Here is a 16,286-nt window from a genome sequence, read left to right as displayed (position 1 = left end):
ACGGAGGTTTGAAGCCAAGCCTATGGAAAACCAAGAGGGGACCCCGAAAAGGATACAGAATATGCGCCCGACGCTCTAATATCCCTGACCGATCGAAGACGGTGATGACGGCTTGTCTGACGGCGTGCTTTGGCACGCTGTCAAAAGGACACCGTTTAAAAGCAGCACCGGTACAATGAAAAAGCGCATAGCTTGCCTCTGCACATATTGGATATGCAAAGGGAACTTTGCGCTTCGGGCCGGGAAGGCAAGCCCCCGGCTCCAGATTTGTGCAGCCGCTTATTCGGCGGCGACCAGATGCTCATGCGCCGGGGAAATCCGGGCCGCGCAAAACTTGAACTCGGGGATCTTGCCGAAGGGATCAAGCTGCGGATTGGTCAGGAAGTTGGCGGGCGCCTCGAAGAAACAGAACGGAATGAACAGCATGCCGCTGGACACATCCCGGTCGGCCCGGAGTGTGAGCGTGATGGCACCGCGCCGTGTCTCCACTGTCACCTGCTGCCCGATGTCCAACCCCTGCATCTTGATATCACCCGGGTTCATCGACACCACCGGTTCGGGCTCGATCGCGTTCAGCACATTGGCCCGGCGGGTCATGGCCCCGGTATGCCAATGCTCCAGCATGCGGCCCGTGGTCAGCACCAATGGGAACTCCTCGTCCGGCACCTCGTCTGGCGGCACCAGATCGGTCGGTACGATCTTGCCCCGGCCATCGGCGGTCGGGAAGGATTGACCGAACAGGATTTCATTGCCGGGCTTGTCCGGCGCATCCGCCGGATATGTCACCGTTCCTTCGGTTTCCAGCCGCTGCCACGAAATGTTGGAAAGCGAGTTCATGTACGAGCGCATTTCCTCATAGATCGCCGGAACACCGTCATAGGACCAGCCAAGCCCCATGCGGTTGGCAAGCGCCACAATCAACTCCCAATCCGCCCGTGCTTCACCCGGCATCGGCACGCAAGGCCGGCCGATCTGTACCTGACGGTTGGTGTTGGTGTAGGTGCCGAGTTTTTCCGCATGGGCAGAAGCCGGCAGGATCACATCTGCATGCCAGGCGGTTTCGGTCAGGAAGATATCCTGCACCACCAGATGCTTGAGACTTGCGAGCGCCTTGCGGGCATGATTCTGGTCCGGGTCCGACATGGCCGGGTTTTCGCCCATGACATACATCGCCTCGATACCGCCTGCGAGAATGTCGTCCATGATCTCGACAACCGTCAGACCACGCGCCGGATCGAGCGTCCGCCCCCAGGCATCCTCGAACTCTGCCCGGATGTCCGGATTTTCCACCGACCGGTAGTCCGGAAACACCATCGGAATCAGACCGGCATCCGACGCGCCCTGCACGTTGTTCTGACCGCGCAAGGGATGCAGGCCCGTGCCCGGACGGCCGATCTGGCCGGTGGTCAGGGCCATTGCAATCAGGCAGCGGACATTGTCCGTGCCATGCACATGCTGGGAAACACCCATGCCCCAGAAGATGATTGACTTGGCGGATGTGGCATAAAGCCTTGCCACCTCACGCAGGGTCGCGGCCGGAATGCCGCAGACCGGTTCCATGGCTTCGGGCGTGAACTCCCGGTTCTTTTCCTTCAGGGCTTCGAAGCCTTCCACATGGGCCGCTATGTATTGCTCATCATATAATTTTTCGCTGATGATGACGTTCAGGATCGCGCTCAGCATGGCCACGTCGGTGCCGGGCTTGAACTTGAGCCCGTAGTCCGCATGGCGCATCAGGCCTTGACCGCGCGGATCCATGACAATCAGCTTGGCGCCGTTCCTTGCCGCCTGCTTGATATAGGTGGCCGCAACCGGGTGGTTCTGTTCCGGCCGCGCACCGATGACAATCATGCAGTCGGCATCCATGGCAGCATTGAACGGTGCCGTCACCGCACCGGATCCGATGCCTTCCATGAGGGCTGCAACGGACGATGCATGGCACAACCGGGTGCAGTGGTCGACATTGTTGGTCTGGAAGCCCTGCCGGATGAACTTCTGGAACAGATAGGCTTCCTCATTGGAGCCCTTGGCGGACCCGAAGCCGGCAATGCCCGCCCCGCCCTTGGCGTCCAGAGATGTCTTCAGGCCTTGCGCCGCCCGGTCGAGCGCCTCTTCCCATGTCGCCTCGCGGAACACATCAAGATAGTTGTCCCGCGTCAGGGAGATGCTTGCCGATTTCGGGGCATCGTCCCGCCGGATCAGCGGTTTGGTGAGACGCTCCGGGCTCGACACATAGTCGAAGCCGAAGCGGCCCTTGACGCACAGCCGGTTTTCGTTGGCCGGACCATCCCGCCCTTCGACCTTGACGATCCTGCCGTCCTTCACCGAAACGGACGTCAGGCAGCCGACGCCGCAGAACGGGCAAACACTGTCGATAGTCTCTTCCGGATAGACTTCGCGCTTGCTCGCAGTGTCATCAAGCAGGCTCTTTTCCATCAGGGCACCGGTCGGGCAAGCAGACACGCACTCGCCACAGGCCACGCAGGTCGACAATCCCATCGGGTCGGCCAAATCGAAAATCGGGGCACTGTGCGAACCGCGATCTCCCATCCCGATCACATCATTGACTTGCACTTCGCGGCAGGCGCGCTCGCACAGATTACATGCGATGCAGGCGTCCAGATTGACCGCTATCGCCGGGTGGGAAATGTCCTGCACCGGTTTTGCGCAAGGCGAATACCGGCTCGACGTCACCCCCACCCGCTCGGACCACGTCCAGAAATCACTTTCGGGGTTCGGGTGGTGTTCCCGGCTCGGCTGGTCCGCAACAAGCAGCTCGAACACCATTTCGCGCGCTTTGGACGCCCGTTCGGTCTCCGTGCGCACCACCATGCCTTCGCTCGGAGTGCGAATACACGAGGCTGTCAGCGTCCGTTCGCCCTCGATATCAACCATACAGGCGCGGCAATTTCCGTCGGAACGGTAGCCCGGCGCGTCCTTGTGGCAAAGATGCGGGATCCCCACGCCTTCGCGCTTGGCAACCTGCCAGATGGTTTCGCCTTCCTGTGCAACGACCTCACGGTCATTGAGTGTGAACCTTGTTTCGGAGCTCATTTGCCAAACTCCTCCGGAAAGAACTTAAACACCGAGGCAACCGGATTCGCGGCTGCCTGTCCGAGGCCGCAAATAGAAGCAGAACGCATCACCGCATCCAAATCGGCGACCTTGCTCTCGTCCCACGATTGCTCTTCCAAAAGGGTCACCATCTTTTCGGTACCCGACCGGCAGGGCGTGCATTGGCCACAGCTTTCATGTTTGAAAAACCGCATCAGGTTCAAAGCCACATCGCGCATGTCGTCGTGATCGGAGAACACGACGATGGCGTGACTTCCGATAAAGCAGCCGTGCTTGTCGAGGGTGCCGAAGTCGAGCGGCTCATCAGCCAATGATGCCGGCAAAATACCGCCGGATGCTCCGCCCGGGAGATACCCCTTGAACGCATGGTCATCCTCCATGCCGCCGCAGAACTCGTTCAGCAGTTCGTTCATGGTGATACCGGCCGGGGCAAGTTTCACGCCGGGGTTCTTGACCCGTCCCGAGACGGAAAACGACCGGAAGCCCTTGTGTCCGCGCCGCCCCTGGGAGGCAAACCACTCCGGTCCCTTTTCGATGATATCGCGAATCCAGAACAGGGTTTCGACATTGTGGTTCAGGGTCGGCTGGCCAAAAAGGCCGACCTGTGCAATGAAAGGCGGACGATGGCGCGGCAACCCGCGCTTGCCTTCAATCGACTCGATCATCGCGCTTTCTTCGCCGCAGATATAGGCCCCCGCGCCACGGCGCAGCTCGATATCAATCGTGGAAATGATGCCGCTTTCGCGAAGTGCCGCGATTTCCCTGCTCAATATCTCAAGCACGGCCGGATACTCGTCGCGCATATAAAGATAGATGCGCTCGGCCTTGATGGCATGTGCTGCGATCAAGGCTCCTTCCAGCAACCGGTGCGGGTCGCGCTCCAGATGATAGCGGTCCTTGAAAGTGCCCGGCTCGCCCTCGTCGCCGTTGATGGTCAGGTATTTCGGGCCGGGCAGATCGTTGACGATCTTCCATTTGGTGCCGGTCGGAAACCCTGCCCCGCCCAGACCACGCAATCCGGCTTCCAGAGCCTTGTCTGCAATCGTCGCAGCATCCAGCGCGCCGGACCTCACTTTTTCAAGTGTCTGGTAGCCGCCATCGGCGCGGTAGGCTTCCAGAGCCGTGTAGCTGGCAATCTCGGGCGCGGTCGTGCCTTCAAAAAGTGCCGCCCGGACAGACAATTCGCTGGCCTTGTCGACCGCACGCTTGCCGATCTGAACAGCGGGTGCCGCCGCGCATCTTCCGATACAGGGAACTTTCTGAACCCGAACCTTCGCGGGATCGAGCCCTGTCTCCAGCGCCGCCGCAAGCGCATCCGCACCTTTCAGCGAACACGCCACGCTGTCGCAAACCCGGACGGTTAGCGGTGCAGGCGCCTGTCCGCCTTCGCGCACGATGTCGAAGTGATGGTAGAAGCTGGCAACTTCATAGACTTCGGCTTGCGAAAGGCGCATTTCCTCTGCCAACGCCCGCAAGTGTGCGGCTGACAAATGCCCATAAGCATCCTGAATCTTGTGAAGATGTTCGATTAACAAGTCCCGGCGGCGCGGCTCGTCGCCCAAAAGAGCACGCACCTCGTCAAGGGCGATCTCATCAAGCTGGCGGCCTTTTGGCTGGGACGGCTTCCGGCGAAGCCCCTTGCCGAATGTCATGGCGTGTCTCTCTGGCTGGCTTGTTTTCAACCAGAAATCGGCCCTTGAATTGATAACTTCAAATCGTGATTTTATATCGGTCGATCAGCCGGGATGATCAAGAAACATTCATGGTTTCAATGCACTGCAGCAATGCACGCGTCACGGGCAGGATCGGCTCCCGTTGGGGAATGACCAGACCGATGCGGGCCTCGATTTGCGGCTCGACCAGATCCCAGACATGCAGCCCTTCAATCAGCCCCGCGTCAACCTGTTGACGGGGCAGGATCGTTGCAAACCCCCGATCGCGCACCATGGCAAGAATCGCGTTGAAACTGTTTGATTCGAAGCGGAGGTTCGGTTCCGTTGCAACACGCCGGAATGCAGTGTTGATGATCCGCCGGTTCTGCATGTCCGTTGTCAGAAGTCCCATGGGCAACTTGGCGGCCGCCTTCCAGCTCACAGAGGTCTGGGCACCTTGAACACATTCCGGCCGCGCCACGAGGCAATAGGTCTCGGTGAACAGGTACCGGCTGTTGGCAGGCAACTCGTCGACCGGGTCCAGACCTTCGGTGTCCAGATATGTAATCCCCGCATGAAGAGAGAAATCCGCAAGTCCCGCCTTGATCGCCATGGAGGACAGCGAAAGGACCTGCGGCATCAAATTGGGATGCTTTTCCGCCATTATCCCGCTCAACCGCCCCGCAAACGGCGTAACAGACGGCACAACACCAATGCGCAATGTCCCGTGAGCGCCCTGTTCTTCGGCCCGGATTTCCTGCACCAGACCGGAGCAGTCGGACAGGATTCGCCTTGCCCAGCCAAGCGCAAGCTCGCCATCCGGCGTAAAACCTTCAAAACGCTTGCCGCGAAAAATCAGCGGTGTTCCGAGAGAGGCCTCCAGTCTCTGGATCCTTGCAGACAGAGCCGGCTGCGACAAAGCACAGGCGTCGGCCGCCCGGGCAAAATGCTTGTGTTCGGCAAGCGCAATCAATAGCCGGAGGTCAACCAGATCATAAGGAGGCAGGCGTTCCATGTCTTTTATCGCTATCCCTGTCCGCCGGTCACAGCGAAGACACAAGATGACCACCATCAACCGGAACAATGGCCCCGGTCATATAGCGGCTCGCATCGCTTGCAAGCAGCAGAAACGGCCCGTCCAGGTCACTATACGACCCGATGCGTTTCATCGGAATGCGCGAAACCATCTTCTGGCCAAAAGAGGTCTCGAACAAGCCTGCATTGAGGTCCGTCTCGAAGTAGCCGGGCGCCAGAGCGTTGACGCGAATGTTGTGACGGGCGAGATCGAGTGCCAGAGCCTTGGTCATTTGAACGACCCCGGCCTTGGAAACCGCATAGGCAGCGACGCCAGAGCCCGGATGCAGCCCGAGGATCGAAGCGATGTTTACAATGGTCCCGGCCTGCCCTTCGTCCCGCCAGTAATTGCCGCAAGCAACCGCCATCAACCAGACCCCACGCAGGTTCACGGACATGATCGCGTCGAAGTCCTCAACCGTCTGATTGAGCGGCGACCCGTCCCGTGCAGTGCCGGCATTGTTGACCAGAACGTCCAGACCGCCCAAGGCGTCCGTGACTTCATTCACAGCATCATCGACAGAACTTTCATCTGAGACATCGAGATGAATCGGCAGGGCATCGGCCGCTCCCAGTTGCTGAAGCTCCTGAGCCAGTTCTTCCAGCTTCTCTGTCCGCCGCGCTGCAATGGCAATTGCTGCCCCGCTTTCAGCGCAGACTTTGGCAAAATGGCGCCCCAAACCGCTGGAAGCGCCTGTGATCAAGATCCGTTTACCCGCAAGTTCTCCAAGCGCCCCCACGCTGCTTCCTCCCTTTTCAGACCACAGAGATGGCACGGGAGAAAAGCGCTGAAGTCAAGCCGTCAGGTGATGAAATGCTGCCACAACGGCGCTGTAGACCGGACGTTTGAAGGGGACAATCAACTCCGGAAGATTTTCAGCCCGCTCCCACCGCCAGGCACCAAACTCGGCCTTGTGGCCGTCCGGCGGTGCAAGAACATTGATTTCGTCCTCATGCCCTTCAAAGCGGAACGCAAACCACTTCTGCGCCTGACCGCGATACTTACCCTTGCGCGAGGTCTTCATCACGTCCTCGGGGTAGTCGTAGCTCAGCCAACCCGGCGCTTCGGCCAGGACAGTGACGTTCCGAATGGAGGTCTCTTCGTAGAGCTCGCGTAAAGCCGCCTCGCGCGGATCTTCCTTGAGGTCGATCCCCCCCTGCGGCATCTGCCATGAAAACTGGTATTCGGACGCACCATTGCCATCATCCCGCTTCCCGATCCAAACAAGCCCTTCCCGGTTCAGCAACATGATGCCGACGCAAGGCCGATAGGGAATGTTGTCGATCGCGGGTGGAAAATCCGCACCGAGTTTGGACGTCATCTTACCGGGTCCTGTCTGTCAATCGTTGCACTGACCGGTACAAGCTGCAGACCCCGCTCCTCGAGGTCACGCGCCCATTCTTCGATCCGGGCAATAGTTACCGGCAACGCGCTCGCAGATGCAACGGCAACGCCGCGCTCGCGCGCAATCGCTTCCAGTTGCAGCAGCTTTGCATCAATCGCGTCAGCCCGCGGCACGTCATCAAGCACCACATCCGTACCGCTAAACGGTGTTTGAACTTCTTTCGCGACCTCCGCTGCAATGGATCGCGAGGACCCACCATTGTCGGCAAACATCAACCCGCGCATCTTCAATTCTTCCAGAAACAGCTGAAGGGAAGAACCGGTCGACGTGAACCTGGCGCCCATGGTGTTGATCAAACCGACATAATTGGTGGTTCGCGCCATCAGCCAATTCAGCCGGTCCAGCATCTCGTCCTCGGGCAGGCTGACCAGCAACGTGTGAGGTCCGGGATCATTGTCCGGAAAATCAAAGGGTTCGAGTGGCACTTGCAGAAGCAGTTCATGTCCCTTGCTGCGCGCGCGTTGCATCAACAGCTCAAGGCTTGTGCCGTAAGGCGCCATCGCAAGGGTCACATCCACCGGAAGCCGGTCGACGGCCGTCTGCGCCCAGGCCGTGTTCAGTCCCACGCCGCCAACCACAACTGCAATCTTCGGTGACGAGGAAAAGGCGTTCTCAGCGGGCCTTGCGTAAACATCCAATGGCCGGAGACTTGTATCATCGACCTTGGGCAACAGCCCGTGGGCGGACGTTTCCGAAATCCTTTGGTCAGGCTTCGTTGAAAGACCCTTGACGGCTTCGTTGGACCTTGTTCCCTCTTCCAACGCATCAGAAGCATAACGCGGCCCCAGCGGGTCAGGTTTTTCCGGAGCCCGCAGGCTGGGCCCGAGATCATCCATCACGCCCGGCTCGATCCCGACAACGCCGATGTCATGTTGCGTGACCCCCTGGACCGCATGGTCCAGGGATATGGTGGCTGTCGGTTCACCCCCATGCGGGTCGTCGACAACACTCATCCAGATTGCTGCTGTCGTGAAGACAACAGTGATAATCCCGGCCCCTATCAGTCCGAAGGGAAGGCGCACCAGACGCCGTTTTCCCATTCCAAGGGGAGCGGAAAGATCTTCGCTTGCCATGGTATCCCATTGTCAAAAGTCTCAGTGAGAGACCGAGTCGATAACAACTTACAAGATAGACATGGAAACACATAAAAGAGAATGGCGCCGTCAGTAAACGGCGCCATTTTCAAAAGATTATCAGCCGATCAGTTCGGAACAGCTGCCTGATTGTCACCGAGTGGCGGGAAAGCGCTGTTGATTTGCACCCCGCGCAAGAGATCAAGTGCCAGCTTCAACTGCGTGTCCTCATCCGGGTCGGCCGGAACATAAGCCTGGCTGCCGGAAGCTTCCTCGCCATCTTCTTCACTTTCCAGATGGCCACGCAATCCGGCCTCGCCCTTTGTTTCCGCACGGCCGACGAGATCATCCGGCAAATCCTGCAAGGCTTCAATATCCGGCACGATGCCCTTGGCCTGGATGGAGGTTCCCGACGGTGTGTAATACCGGGCTGTTGTCAGCCGGATTGCACCATTCGCACCGAGCGGAATGATCGTCTGGACCGAGCCCTTGCCGAAGGACCGGGTGCCAAGGACGGTCGCCCGGCGGTGATCCTGAAGCGCACCCGCCACAATCTCCGAAGCAGATGCCGAGCCGCCATTCACCAGAACGATAACAGGTTCACCGTCCGTCAGATCTCCAGCCCTTGCGTTGTAACGCTGCGTCTCGTCGGAATTGCGCCCGCGTGTCGAAACGATCTCGCCACGATCGAGGAATGCATCGGATACGGCGATCGCCTGATCCAGCAATCCGCCGGGATTGTTGCGCAGATCGATGATGTAGCCCTTCAACTTGTCTTCGCCGATATCGGCGGAGATTTCGTCAATGGCGCGCTTCAATCCGTCATAGGTCTGCTCGTTGAACTGGGTCACACGGATATATCCGACGTCATCTTCCTCACGCCAACGAACCGAACGGATACGGATAATGTCCCGGGTGATGGTCACGTCAAACGGTTCTGCGGCGCCGTCGCGGCGAACGGTCACGACAATGTCCGTATCGACCGGACCGCGCATTTTCTCGACAGCCTCGTTAAGGGTAAGCCCCTGAACCTGCTCGCCATCGATATATGTGATCAGGTCGCCTGCCAGAATTCCAGCCTTGAAGGCGGGTGTATCGTCAATTGGCGAGACAACCTTGACCAGACCGTCTTCCATCGTCACTTCAATCCCCAGACCGCCGAACTCACCGCGCGTCTGCACCTGCATATCGCGGAAACTCTTCGGCGACATGTAGCTGGAATGCGGGTCGAGCGAGGTCAACATGCCGTTGATCGCGCTCTCGATCAGCTCAGCGTCATCAGGAACTTCGACATAATCGGACCGGACACGCTCGAAAACGTCACCGAACAGGTTCAATTGCCTGTAGGTGTCGGAGGCTGCAGCATTGGCCGCATCCGACACGTGAAAGGGAACCTGTGCCAGTGTCGTCACCGCAGCCGCGCCCATGACGGCGCCGACGAGCAGCAAGGAAGCTTTTCTTATCATCCGCGAGCCTTTTCTTGTTCCGTGCGGGCCCACCATGGCGCGGGATCTATCGCACGTCCATCCTTCCGAAATTCAACATACAGTATTGGCTGGGATGACCCCAGACCGATTGTCGAAGCACTGGCCCATTTTGTTGCGCCCATTTCCCCGACCGGCTCCCCCGCCAAAACAAATTGCCCCAGCTCGGCGTCAATTCTTTCCATACCTGCCAGCAAGACATGGTACCCGCCACCCGTGTTCAGGATCAAGAGCTGTCCGTAGGACCGGAACGGGCCGGCATAAACAACCCATCCATCTGCAGGAGCGGTAATCCCGGATCCAGCCCGGGTTGCAAACGACTGGCCTTCGGTCAGCGTGCCGAAATCATCCTTGTCGCCAAACTCCCGCAGCAACGTTCCGGCGACCGGCATCGGGAGTTGCCCGCGCGCATCGACAAACTGGATGGCGGGCGCCAAACGCCCGGGATCGTTAAACGGGTCGAATTGTTTTCGGCCGCCGCGCTTTGCCTCTAGCTCCGCCTGACGGGATTTTTCGGCAGCTTCGCGTGCGCTTTCGATTTCGCTTTCGAGCTTTGCAATCAATTCCTTAAGAGACCCGGCGCGTTCAGCAAGAATTTCCGCCCGCCGCGTTTCCTGCTCCAGTTGCTGAGCCGTCTTGGTCCGCTGGTTCCGTTTGGCGCTTAACAGCAATTCCAGACGCGACTTTTCTTCGGCCAACCGGACGGCATCGCCTTTCAACGTCACCTTTTCGCGGGCGATTACGGATTTCAGCCGCTGCAGTTCCTCCAGGTCTTCCGCAAGGGCTTCGGTTTCCACTCGCAGATCCGGCATCACCGCGTTCAACAGGATGGCGCTTCTGACGGCGGACAGCGCGTCACTTGGGCGCACGGCCAAAGCCGGAGGAGGACGCCGCCCTATACGCTGAAGCGCCGCCAGGACTTCTGTCAGGACACCGCGGCGGTGGTACAGAGAAGCCCGGACCGTATCCTCGTTTTCCCCCAGCCGCCTCAAACGCCTTTCGGTGTCGGACAACTCGGTCTCCAGACCTTTGATACGATCCGCTGTCCGCAAAATCCTGCCGTTCAGGGTTTCACGGTCCCGATCCAGCGCCGCAATTTCAGAATTGATTTCGGCCCGCCGGTCATTGGACAAGCGGATATCACGCGTCAGTTCGGTTAGTTCCGCCTCTCGCATTTTCTTGCGAGTCAAAGCCTCGGAAACCTCAGCGGCCGTTTCGGTGTCCGCTGGTTCCGGCGCTTTTTCAACGGCAAGCGCAACAGGCGCCATGACAGTCCCCGCAATCAATGCCCAGAGACCAATTCCGAAAGCAAAAGGGTATTTTTTTTCCTGCCCCTCGCCCAACATCGGCCTCTGTCGAATCCGTCCGGTGATGCGCCAATTGCGTGCCATGTCACCCCATTACCAGTTCGGTATTAAGGAAGCCTTTACCAACCGCACACAATGACCACCTGGCGAATTCTGCTTCCCCAGAGATACCGTAGCGGTACGCACCGAATGAGGCGACAAGCGGGCAGGCTTTCATTTTGTTTGCCGATTTCTATATTATTTGAAAGAAACATACCAAATCCGGTCACACCCGGTGGTAGGGATGCCCGGTCTGGATGGTCATTGCGCGATAAATCTGCTCCGCCAGCAAAATCCGCGCGATCTGATGCGGCCAGGTCATTGCGCCAAGTGAGAGTTTCACGTCAGCACGCTTCACCAGCGCATTGCCATGACCATCCGCGCCACCAATTGCGAAGACAACATCCCCCACACTGTCATTTCGCCAAGCCTCGAGACGTTGGCTGAACTCGACAGATGAGAGCCCCTTGCCGTGCTCGTCGAGGGCGACCAATCGTGCTCCATCCGGCACGGCCGCCAGCAGCGTGCCTGCTTCCTCGGATTTGCGTTCATCAACCCTTTGGGCCCGGCTTTCGGGAAATTCCACCACCTTCACGGCGGTAATGCCGAGAGCACGTCCGGATTTGAGGGATCTGTCCAGATAGCGGTCGCACAAGTCTTTCTCGGCACCGGCCTTCATTCGTCCGATACAGGCGATCATAAAGCGCATAAATACCTTACACCGGACTCCGCAGCCGGTTGTTCAATCACGTCAATACGCAGCAACCACTCTAAACGAGCAAATCAGCCGATATATTGTGGCGCTTCGTCCGGTTCTGCCGCCCACATCTTTTCAAGATTGTAGAATCCCCGAACCTCCGGCCGAAAGATATGAACGATCACATCTCCAGCATCGATCAGCACCCAGTCGCAAGTGTTTTGTCCCTCGACAGTTGCACCGCGTTCACCGGCAGCTTTCAGATCCCGAAGCAGATGATCTGCGATCGCACCGACATGCCGGTGTGACCGGCCAGATACAATAACCATCTGGTCCGCGAGTGCGCTTTTGCCTGCGATATCGAGAGTAACAATGTCCTCGGCCTTGGAATCGTCGAGACTTGCAAGGACAGTGGTGATCAGGTCCGCCGCAAGATCTGCGCTTACGGAAGCCTGTGCAGGAGCGGACTTGATAGCCCCCTCGCTTTCAAAGGTCATGGTCAGGTTATATGCCTTTCGCCTTGGTTTCTGCCCCGAACACGGCTGTCTCGGCAATTGCAAAGGCATGTGAAAAACATATGTCTGAGCGACCTCGACAGGGGTTGGAGCGATGACCGTACCTCAATCGCATTCGTTCGCGATCATCAAAATTCTACGCCTCCACCTTGGCATTTTCAAGACGCAGCGCGGCGCGGCAAACTTCAAAGGCATGCCAAACGCCCACGTTTTCTCAGGTGGGTCGACGAGTTCTCATCCAGCTGTGTGTGCAAGAAAGTCCAGAACGGCGGCTTCATGTCAGGCAACAAGGCCGCGTCTTCTTCGGGAAGCCGATGCTTTTCATAGGCTTGCGCCATGGGAGCCGACAGAACCGACAAGGACGCTCCAGGCCGGTCAACAATCGCCACCGGCACAAGATCCAGAATGGATCGCCAGTTTTGCCACTTGTGAAAGCTTGCAAGGTTGTCAGCACCCATAACCCACACGAATCGCAGAGACGGCCGGATCACACGAAGCATCTCGATCGTGCGGGCGGTGTAAGGCGTACCGATCACCGACTCATATGCCGTCACTTTCATGCGCGGATGGTCTGCCAAAGCGCTGGTCATGTGGATCCGCATTTCGAGCGGCGCAAGTTCCGAGTGATCCTTGAGCGGGTTGCCCGGTGTGACAAGCCACCAGACCTGATCAAGTCCCAAACGCTTCATGACCGTCGACGCTACTAGGGCGTGGCCGGAATGCGGCGGATTGAACGATCCGCCAAACAGGCCGATCCGGTTGCCCGGTTCCGCATGCGGCAGTTTCAGCCAATCAGCGGTGGCCGGGCGAACGATGTTCGGAAAGTTCATGGACGGGTTTGACCCTCGCCACGTACCTGGTACTTGAAGCTGGTCAGTTGCTCGACGCCGACAGGTCCACGCGCATGCATCCGGCCGGTCGCAATACCGATCTCCGCCCCCATACCGAACTCGCCGCCATCGGCAAACTGGGTCGAGGCATTGTGCAATACGATCGCCGAATCCACTTCCGAAAGAAAAGTCTCCGCCGCCGTCTTGTCTTCCGTCACAATACAATCAGTGTGGTTTGAGCTGTAGACCGCGATGTGGTCCATCGCGCCCTCTAAGTCCGGCACCACTTTCACGGCCAGGATCTTGTCGAGATATTCCGTGATCCAGTCTTCAGGCGTCGCAGGGACAATCCCTTTCAAAAGACCCTGCACGGTCTCATCGCCGCGGATTTCGCAGCCCATTTCCTGAAGCCGCTGCAGGATCTCCGGCAAGATTGACCCGGCAACCGCCTCATGCACGAGCAGAGTTTCGGCTGATCCGCATATGCCTGTCCGGCGCATTTTCGAATTGAGCACGATCTCCTTGGCGCGCTGAGCATCCGCAGCCTTGTCGATGAAGATGTGGACCAGCCCTTCCAGATGCGCAAAGACCGGAACACGGGCTTCCGATTGGACACGCGCCACAAGGCTCTTGCCGCCACGCGGGACAATGACGTCGAGATTGCCGTTCAATCCGGACAGCATCTCGCCAACCGCTGCGCGGTCGGTTACCGGAACCATCTGGATCGCATCTTCAGGCAGACCGGCTGCTGCAAGTCCCGCCTGCAGCGCCAGATGGATTGCCTTGTTGGAATGGATGGTGTCGGAGCCCCCGCGCAAGATCACCGCATTGCCAGCCTTCAGGCAAAGGGCACCCGCATCGGCCGTGACATTGGGCCGGCTTTCATAGATCACGCCGATGACGCCAAGCGGCGTGCGCACGCGCTGGATATTCAGCCCGTTGGGCCGGTCCCAGGCCGCGATGACACTGCCGACTGGGTCGTCGAGCGCGACGATTGCCTCCAGCGCCTGGGCGATTTCCTCGATCCGGGTTTCGGTCAAGGTTCCGCGATCGAGAAACGCACCGGTCTGGCCATTGGCCTGCATGGTCTCCAGATCGCGCTTGTTGCCCTCCAGAATTTGGGGCGCGGCCGACCGGATGGCATTGGCCATGGACTGAAGTGCCGCGTTTTTCTTGTCCGTTGGAGCGGTCGCCAGTATCCGTGCAGCCGCGCGGGCGCGCTGTCCCAAATCCTGCATCAGTTCGCCCAATGAAGGCGTTTCGACTTTTTCCAACATTCAATCACATCCCAAAACTGTACCCCGGAGCGATCCGGCCTGCTAGGTTTCGCTTGTCTCGCCGCGCTTGTCAAAAAATGCGTCATCCAGCACCAGATCGTCCCGATGGACCATCTCCGCCCGGCCCGGATAGCCGACAATCGCTTCGATTTCGCGACTGTTGCGCCCGGCGATCATGCTTGCCTCTTCATGATCATAAGCCACCAGACCGCGGCCGATCACGCACCCATCCGGATCAAGGATCTCGATCGCATCCCCACGGGAAAACCGCCCGCGAGCTGCCGTCACTCCGGCAGGCAGTAGACTCTTGCCGGAGCACAGCGCCTTGACGGCCCCCTGATCCAGAACGATTTGCCCGTGCGGTTCCAGATGACCACCGATCCAGGCCTTACGGGCGGAGGCCGGTGACGCCAAAGCCGGGAACCAGGTTGCCCGCGCGCCATTTTCGAGACGGCTGAGCGGATGAAGCGCCTTGCCGGACGTGATCACCATTGCCGTGCCCGCCGCCGTCGCGATCTTGCCCGCGTCAATCTTGGTCTTCATGCCCCCGCGCGACAGTTCCGAACCGGCACTGCCCGCCATCGCCTCGATTTCCGCCGTGATCCTTGGCACTTCCGGCAGAAACACCGCATCCGGATTGCTGGCCGGAGGGGCGGTATAAAGACCGTCAATGTCGGACAGAAGCACAAGACAATCCGCGCTCGCCATGGTCGCGACGCGCGCCGCAAGACGATCATTGTCTCCATAACGGATCTCTGAAGTCGCAACAGAGTCGTTTTCGTTGATGATCGGCACGGCTCCGACCTTCAACAATGTCCCGATGGTTGCCCGCGCGTTCAGATACCGGCGGCGCTCTTCGGTGTCCCCGAGGGTCAGAAGGATCTGCCCGGCACGCTTTCCATGCGCTCCAAGCGCATCCGCATAGGCCTTCGCGAGTTCGATCTGGCCAGCAGCAGCTGCTGCCTGGCTTTCTTCAAGCTTCAGAGGACGGTGCGGCAACCCCAAAATCCCCCGCCCCAAGGCAATGGACCCGGAGGACACAATCAGAACTTCAACCCCGCCATTCAAGAGGCCGGCCACGTCGCCGACAAGGGCGTCCAGCCACTCGCGTTTGAGCGCTCCATCTCCCACAAGCAGAGCGGATCCGATCTTCACCACCACCCGCTTATAGCGGGAAAGCGCGCGCGTCTCAGCCATCAGGGATGCCAGCTCTCTTCCTTGAGCGAAGGCACCGCATTGGCCGCGTCTTCCTTGTCCTTGTCGATTGCCCGCGCGATCATCCGCAAGGCGGTGTCGACATTGCGGCCGCTTGCGGACGACAGGATCAGAGGCTTCTGCCCGCAAACTGCTTCCAGAGAGGCCGATTTCTCAGCAATCATATCCTCGGTCAGCGCATCGCATTTTGACAGGGCGACAATTTCCGTCTTGTCCGGCAAGCCGTGGCCATAGGCATCCAACTCGCCCCGCACAACGCGGTAGGCTTCACCCGGATCTTCTTCGCCCGAGCCATCGACCAGATGGAGGAGCACCCGGGTGCGCTCAACATGGCCGAGGAACCGGTCGCCAAGACCCGTCCCTTCATGGGCACCTTCGATCAGGCCCGGAATGTCGGCCATCGCAAAGCTGTTGCCGTCAATTTGCACGATCCCGAGATTGGGGTGCAAGGTGGTGAAGGGATAGTCGGCAATCTTGGGCTTGGCTGCGGACACAGTTGCCAGAAAGGTGGACTTCCCTGCGTTCGGCAACCCGACCAGACCGGCATCCGCAATCAGCTTGAGGCGCAGCCAGATCCACTTCTCCTGCCCTTCAAGGCCCGGATTGGCACGGCGCGGCGCCTGATTGACCGATGATTTGAAA

Annotated in this window: 14 protein-coding genes; all 14 read right to left on the bottom strand. The window is 59.0% G+C overall.

The window, feature by feature from the left end:
• Positions 1–279: 279 nt before the first annotated feature.
• Positions 280–3,054 (bottom strand): formate dehydrogenase subunit alpha, encoded by a 2,775-nt coding sequence (fdhF, locus tag E1297_RS10190; protein WP_155137543.1) that lies wholly within the window; start codon positions 3,052–3,054, stop codon positions 280–282.
• Positions 3,051–4,727: an NAD(P)H-dependent oxidoreductase subunit E gene (locus E1297_RS10185; RefSeq protein WP_155137540.1), complete on the bottom strand. Its 1,677-nt coding sequence runs from the start codon at positions 4,725–4,727 to the stop codon at positions 3,051–3,053. The genes fdhF and E1297_RS10185 overlap by 4 nt, the downstream gene beginning before the upstream one ends.
• 97 nt (positions 4,728–4,824) lie before the next feature.
• On the bottom strand, positions 4,825–5,742 hold the full coding sequence (locus E1297_RS10180; protein ID WP_196223266.1) for a LysR family transcriptional regulator: 918 nt from the start codon (positions 5,740–5,742) through the stop codon (positions 4,825–4,827).
• 28 nt (positions 5,743–5,770) lie between these two features.
• On the bottom strand, positions 5,771–6,541 hold the full coding sequence (locus E1297_RS10175; RefSeq protein WP_368669513.1) for an SDR family NAD(P)-dependent oxidoreductase: 771 nt from the start codon (positions 6,539–6,541) through the stop codon (positions 5,771–5,773).
• A 54-nt stretch (positions 6,542–6,595) separates the two neighbouring features.
• Complete coding sequence (locus E1297_RS10170) at positions 6,596–7,123, bottom strand: RNA pyrophosphohydrolase (protein ID WP_155137534.1); 528 nt, start codon at positions 7,121–7,123, stop codon at positions 6,596–6,598.
• Positions 7,120–8,280: a divergent polysaccharide deacetylase family protein gene (locus E1297_RS10165; protein WP_209015738.1), complete on the bottom strand. Its 1,161-nt coding sequence runs from the start codon at positions 8,278–8,280 to the stop codon at positions 7,120–7,122. The genes E1297_RS10170 and E1297_RS10165 overlap by 4 nt, the downstream gene beginning before the upstream one ends.
• A gap of 128 nt (positions 8,281–8,408) precedes the next feature.
• Positions 8,409–9,746, bottom strand: a complete 1,338-nt coding sequence (locus tag E1297_RS10160) for a S41 family peptidase (RefSeq protein WP_155137531.1) — start codon at positions 9,744–9,746, stop codon at positions 8,409–8,411.
• Positions 9,743–11,155, bottom strand: a complete 1,413-nt coding sequence (locus tag E1297_RS10155) for a murein hydrolase activator EnvC (protein ID WP_209015737.1) — start codon at positions 11,153–11,155, stop codon at positions 9,743–9,745. The genes E1297_RS10160 and E1297_RS10155 overlap by 4 nt, the downstream gene beginning before the upstream one ends.
• 181 nt (positions 11,156–11,336) lie before the next feature.
• Entirely contained in the window at positions 11,337–11,819 is a 483-nt protein-coding gene (gene rlmH, locus E1297_RS10150) for a 23S rRNA (pseudouridine(1915)-N(3))-methyltransferase RlmH (protein ID WP_155137528.1), read from the bottom strand.
• Between the two features lie 74 nt (positions 11,820–11,893).
• Positions 11,894–12,304 carry a ribosome silencing factor gene (gene rsfS, locus E1297_RS10145; protein WP_155137525.1) on the bottom strand — a complete coding sequence of 137 codons (411 nt, stop codon included), beginning with the start codon at positions 12,302–12,304 and terminating at the stop codon, positions 11,894–11,896.
• Between the two features lie 203 nt (positions 12,305–12,507).
• The gene (locus tag E1297_RS10140) at positions 12,508–13,152 is read right to left on the bottom strand and encodes a nicotinate-nucleotide adenylyltransferase (protein WP_155137521.1); all 645 of its coding nucleotides are present in this window, start codon (positions 13,150–13,152) and stop codon (positions 12,508–12,510) included.
• Complete coding sequence (locus E1297_RS10135) at positions 13,149–14,429, bottom strand: glutamate-5-semialdehyde dehydrogenase (RefSeq protein ID WP_155137518.1); 1,281 nt, start codon at positions 14,427–14,429, stop codon at positions 13,149–13,151. Before E1297_RS10135 ends, E1297_RS10140 begins: the two co-directional genes overlap by 4 nt.
• A 42-nt stretch (positions 14,430–14,471) precedes the next feature.
• Entirely contained in the window at positions 14,472–15,626 is a 1,155-nt protein-coding gene (gene proB / locus E1297_RS10130) for a glutamate 5-kinase (RefSeq protein ID WP_155137515.1), read from the bottom strand.
• Positions 15,626–16,286: GTPase (locus E1297_RS10125; protein WP_196223265.1), on the bottom strand; the 661-nt coding region annotated here is incomplete at its 5' end. The genes proB and E1297_RS10125, both read right to left, overlap by 1 nt.

Source organism: Roseibium sp. RKSG952 (assembly GCF_009711355.1).
The sequence above is the reverse complement of the archived record's forward strand: the minus strand, read 5'-3'. Positions and strand labels throughout refer to the sequence as shown.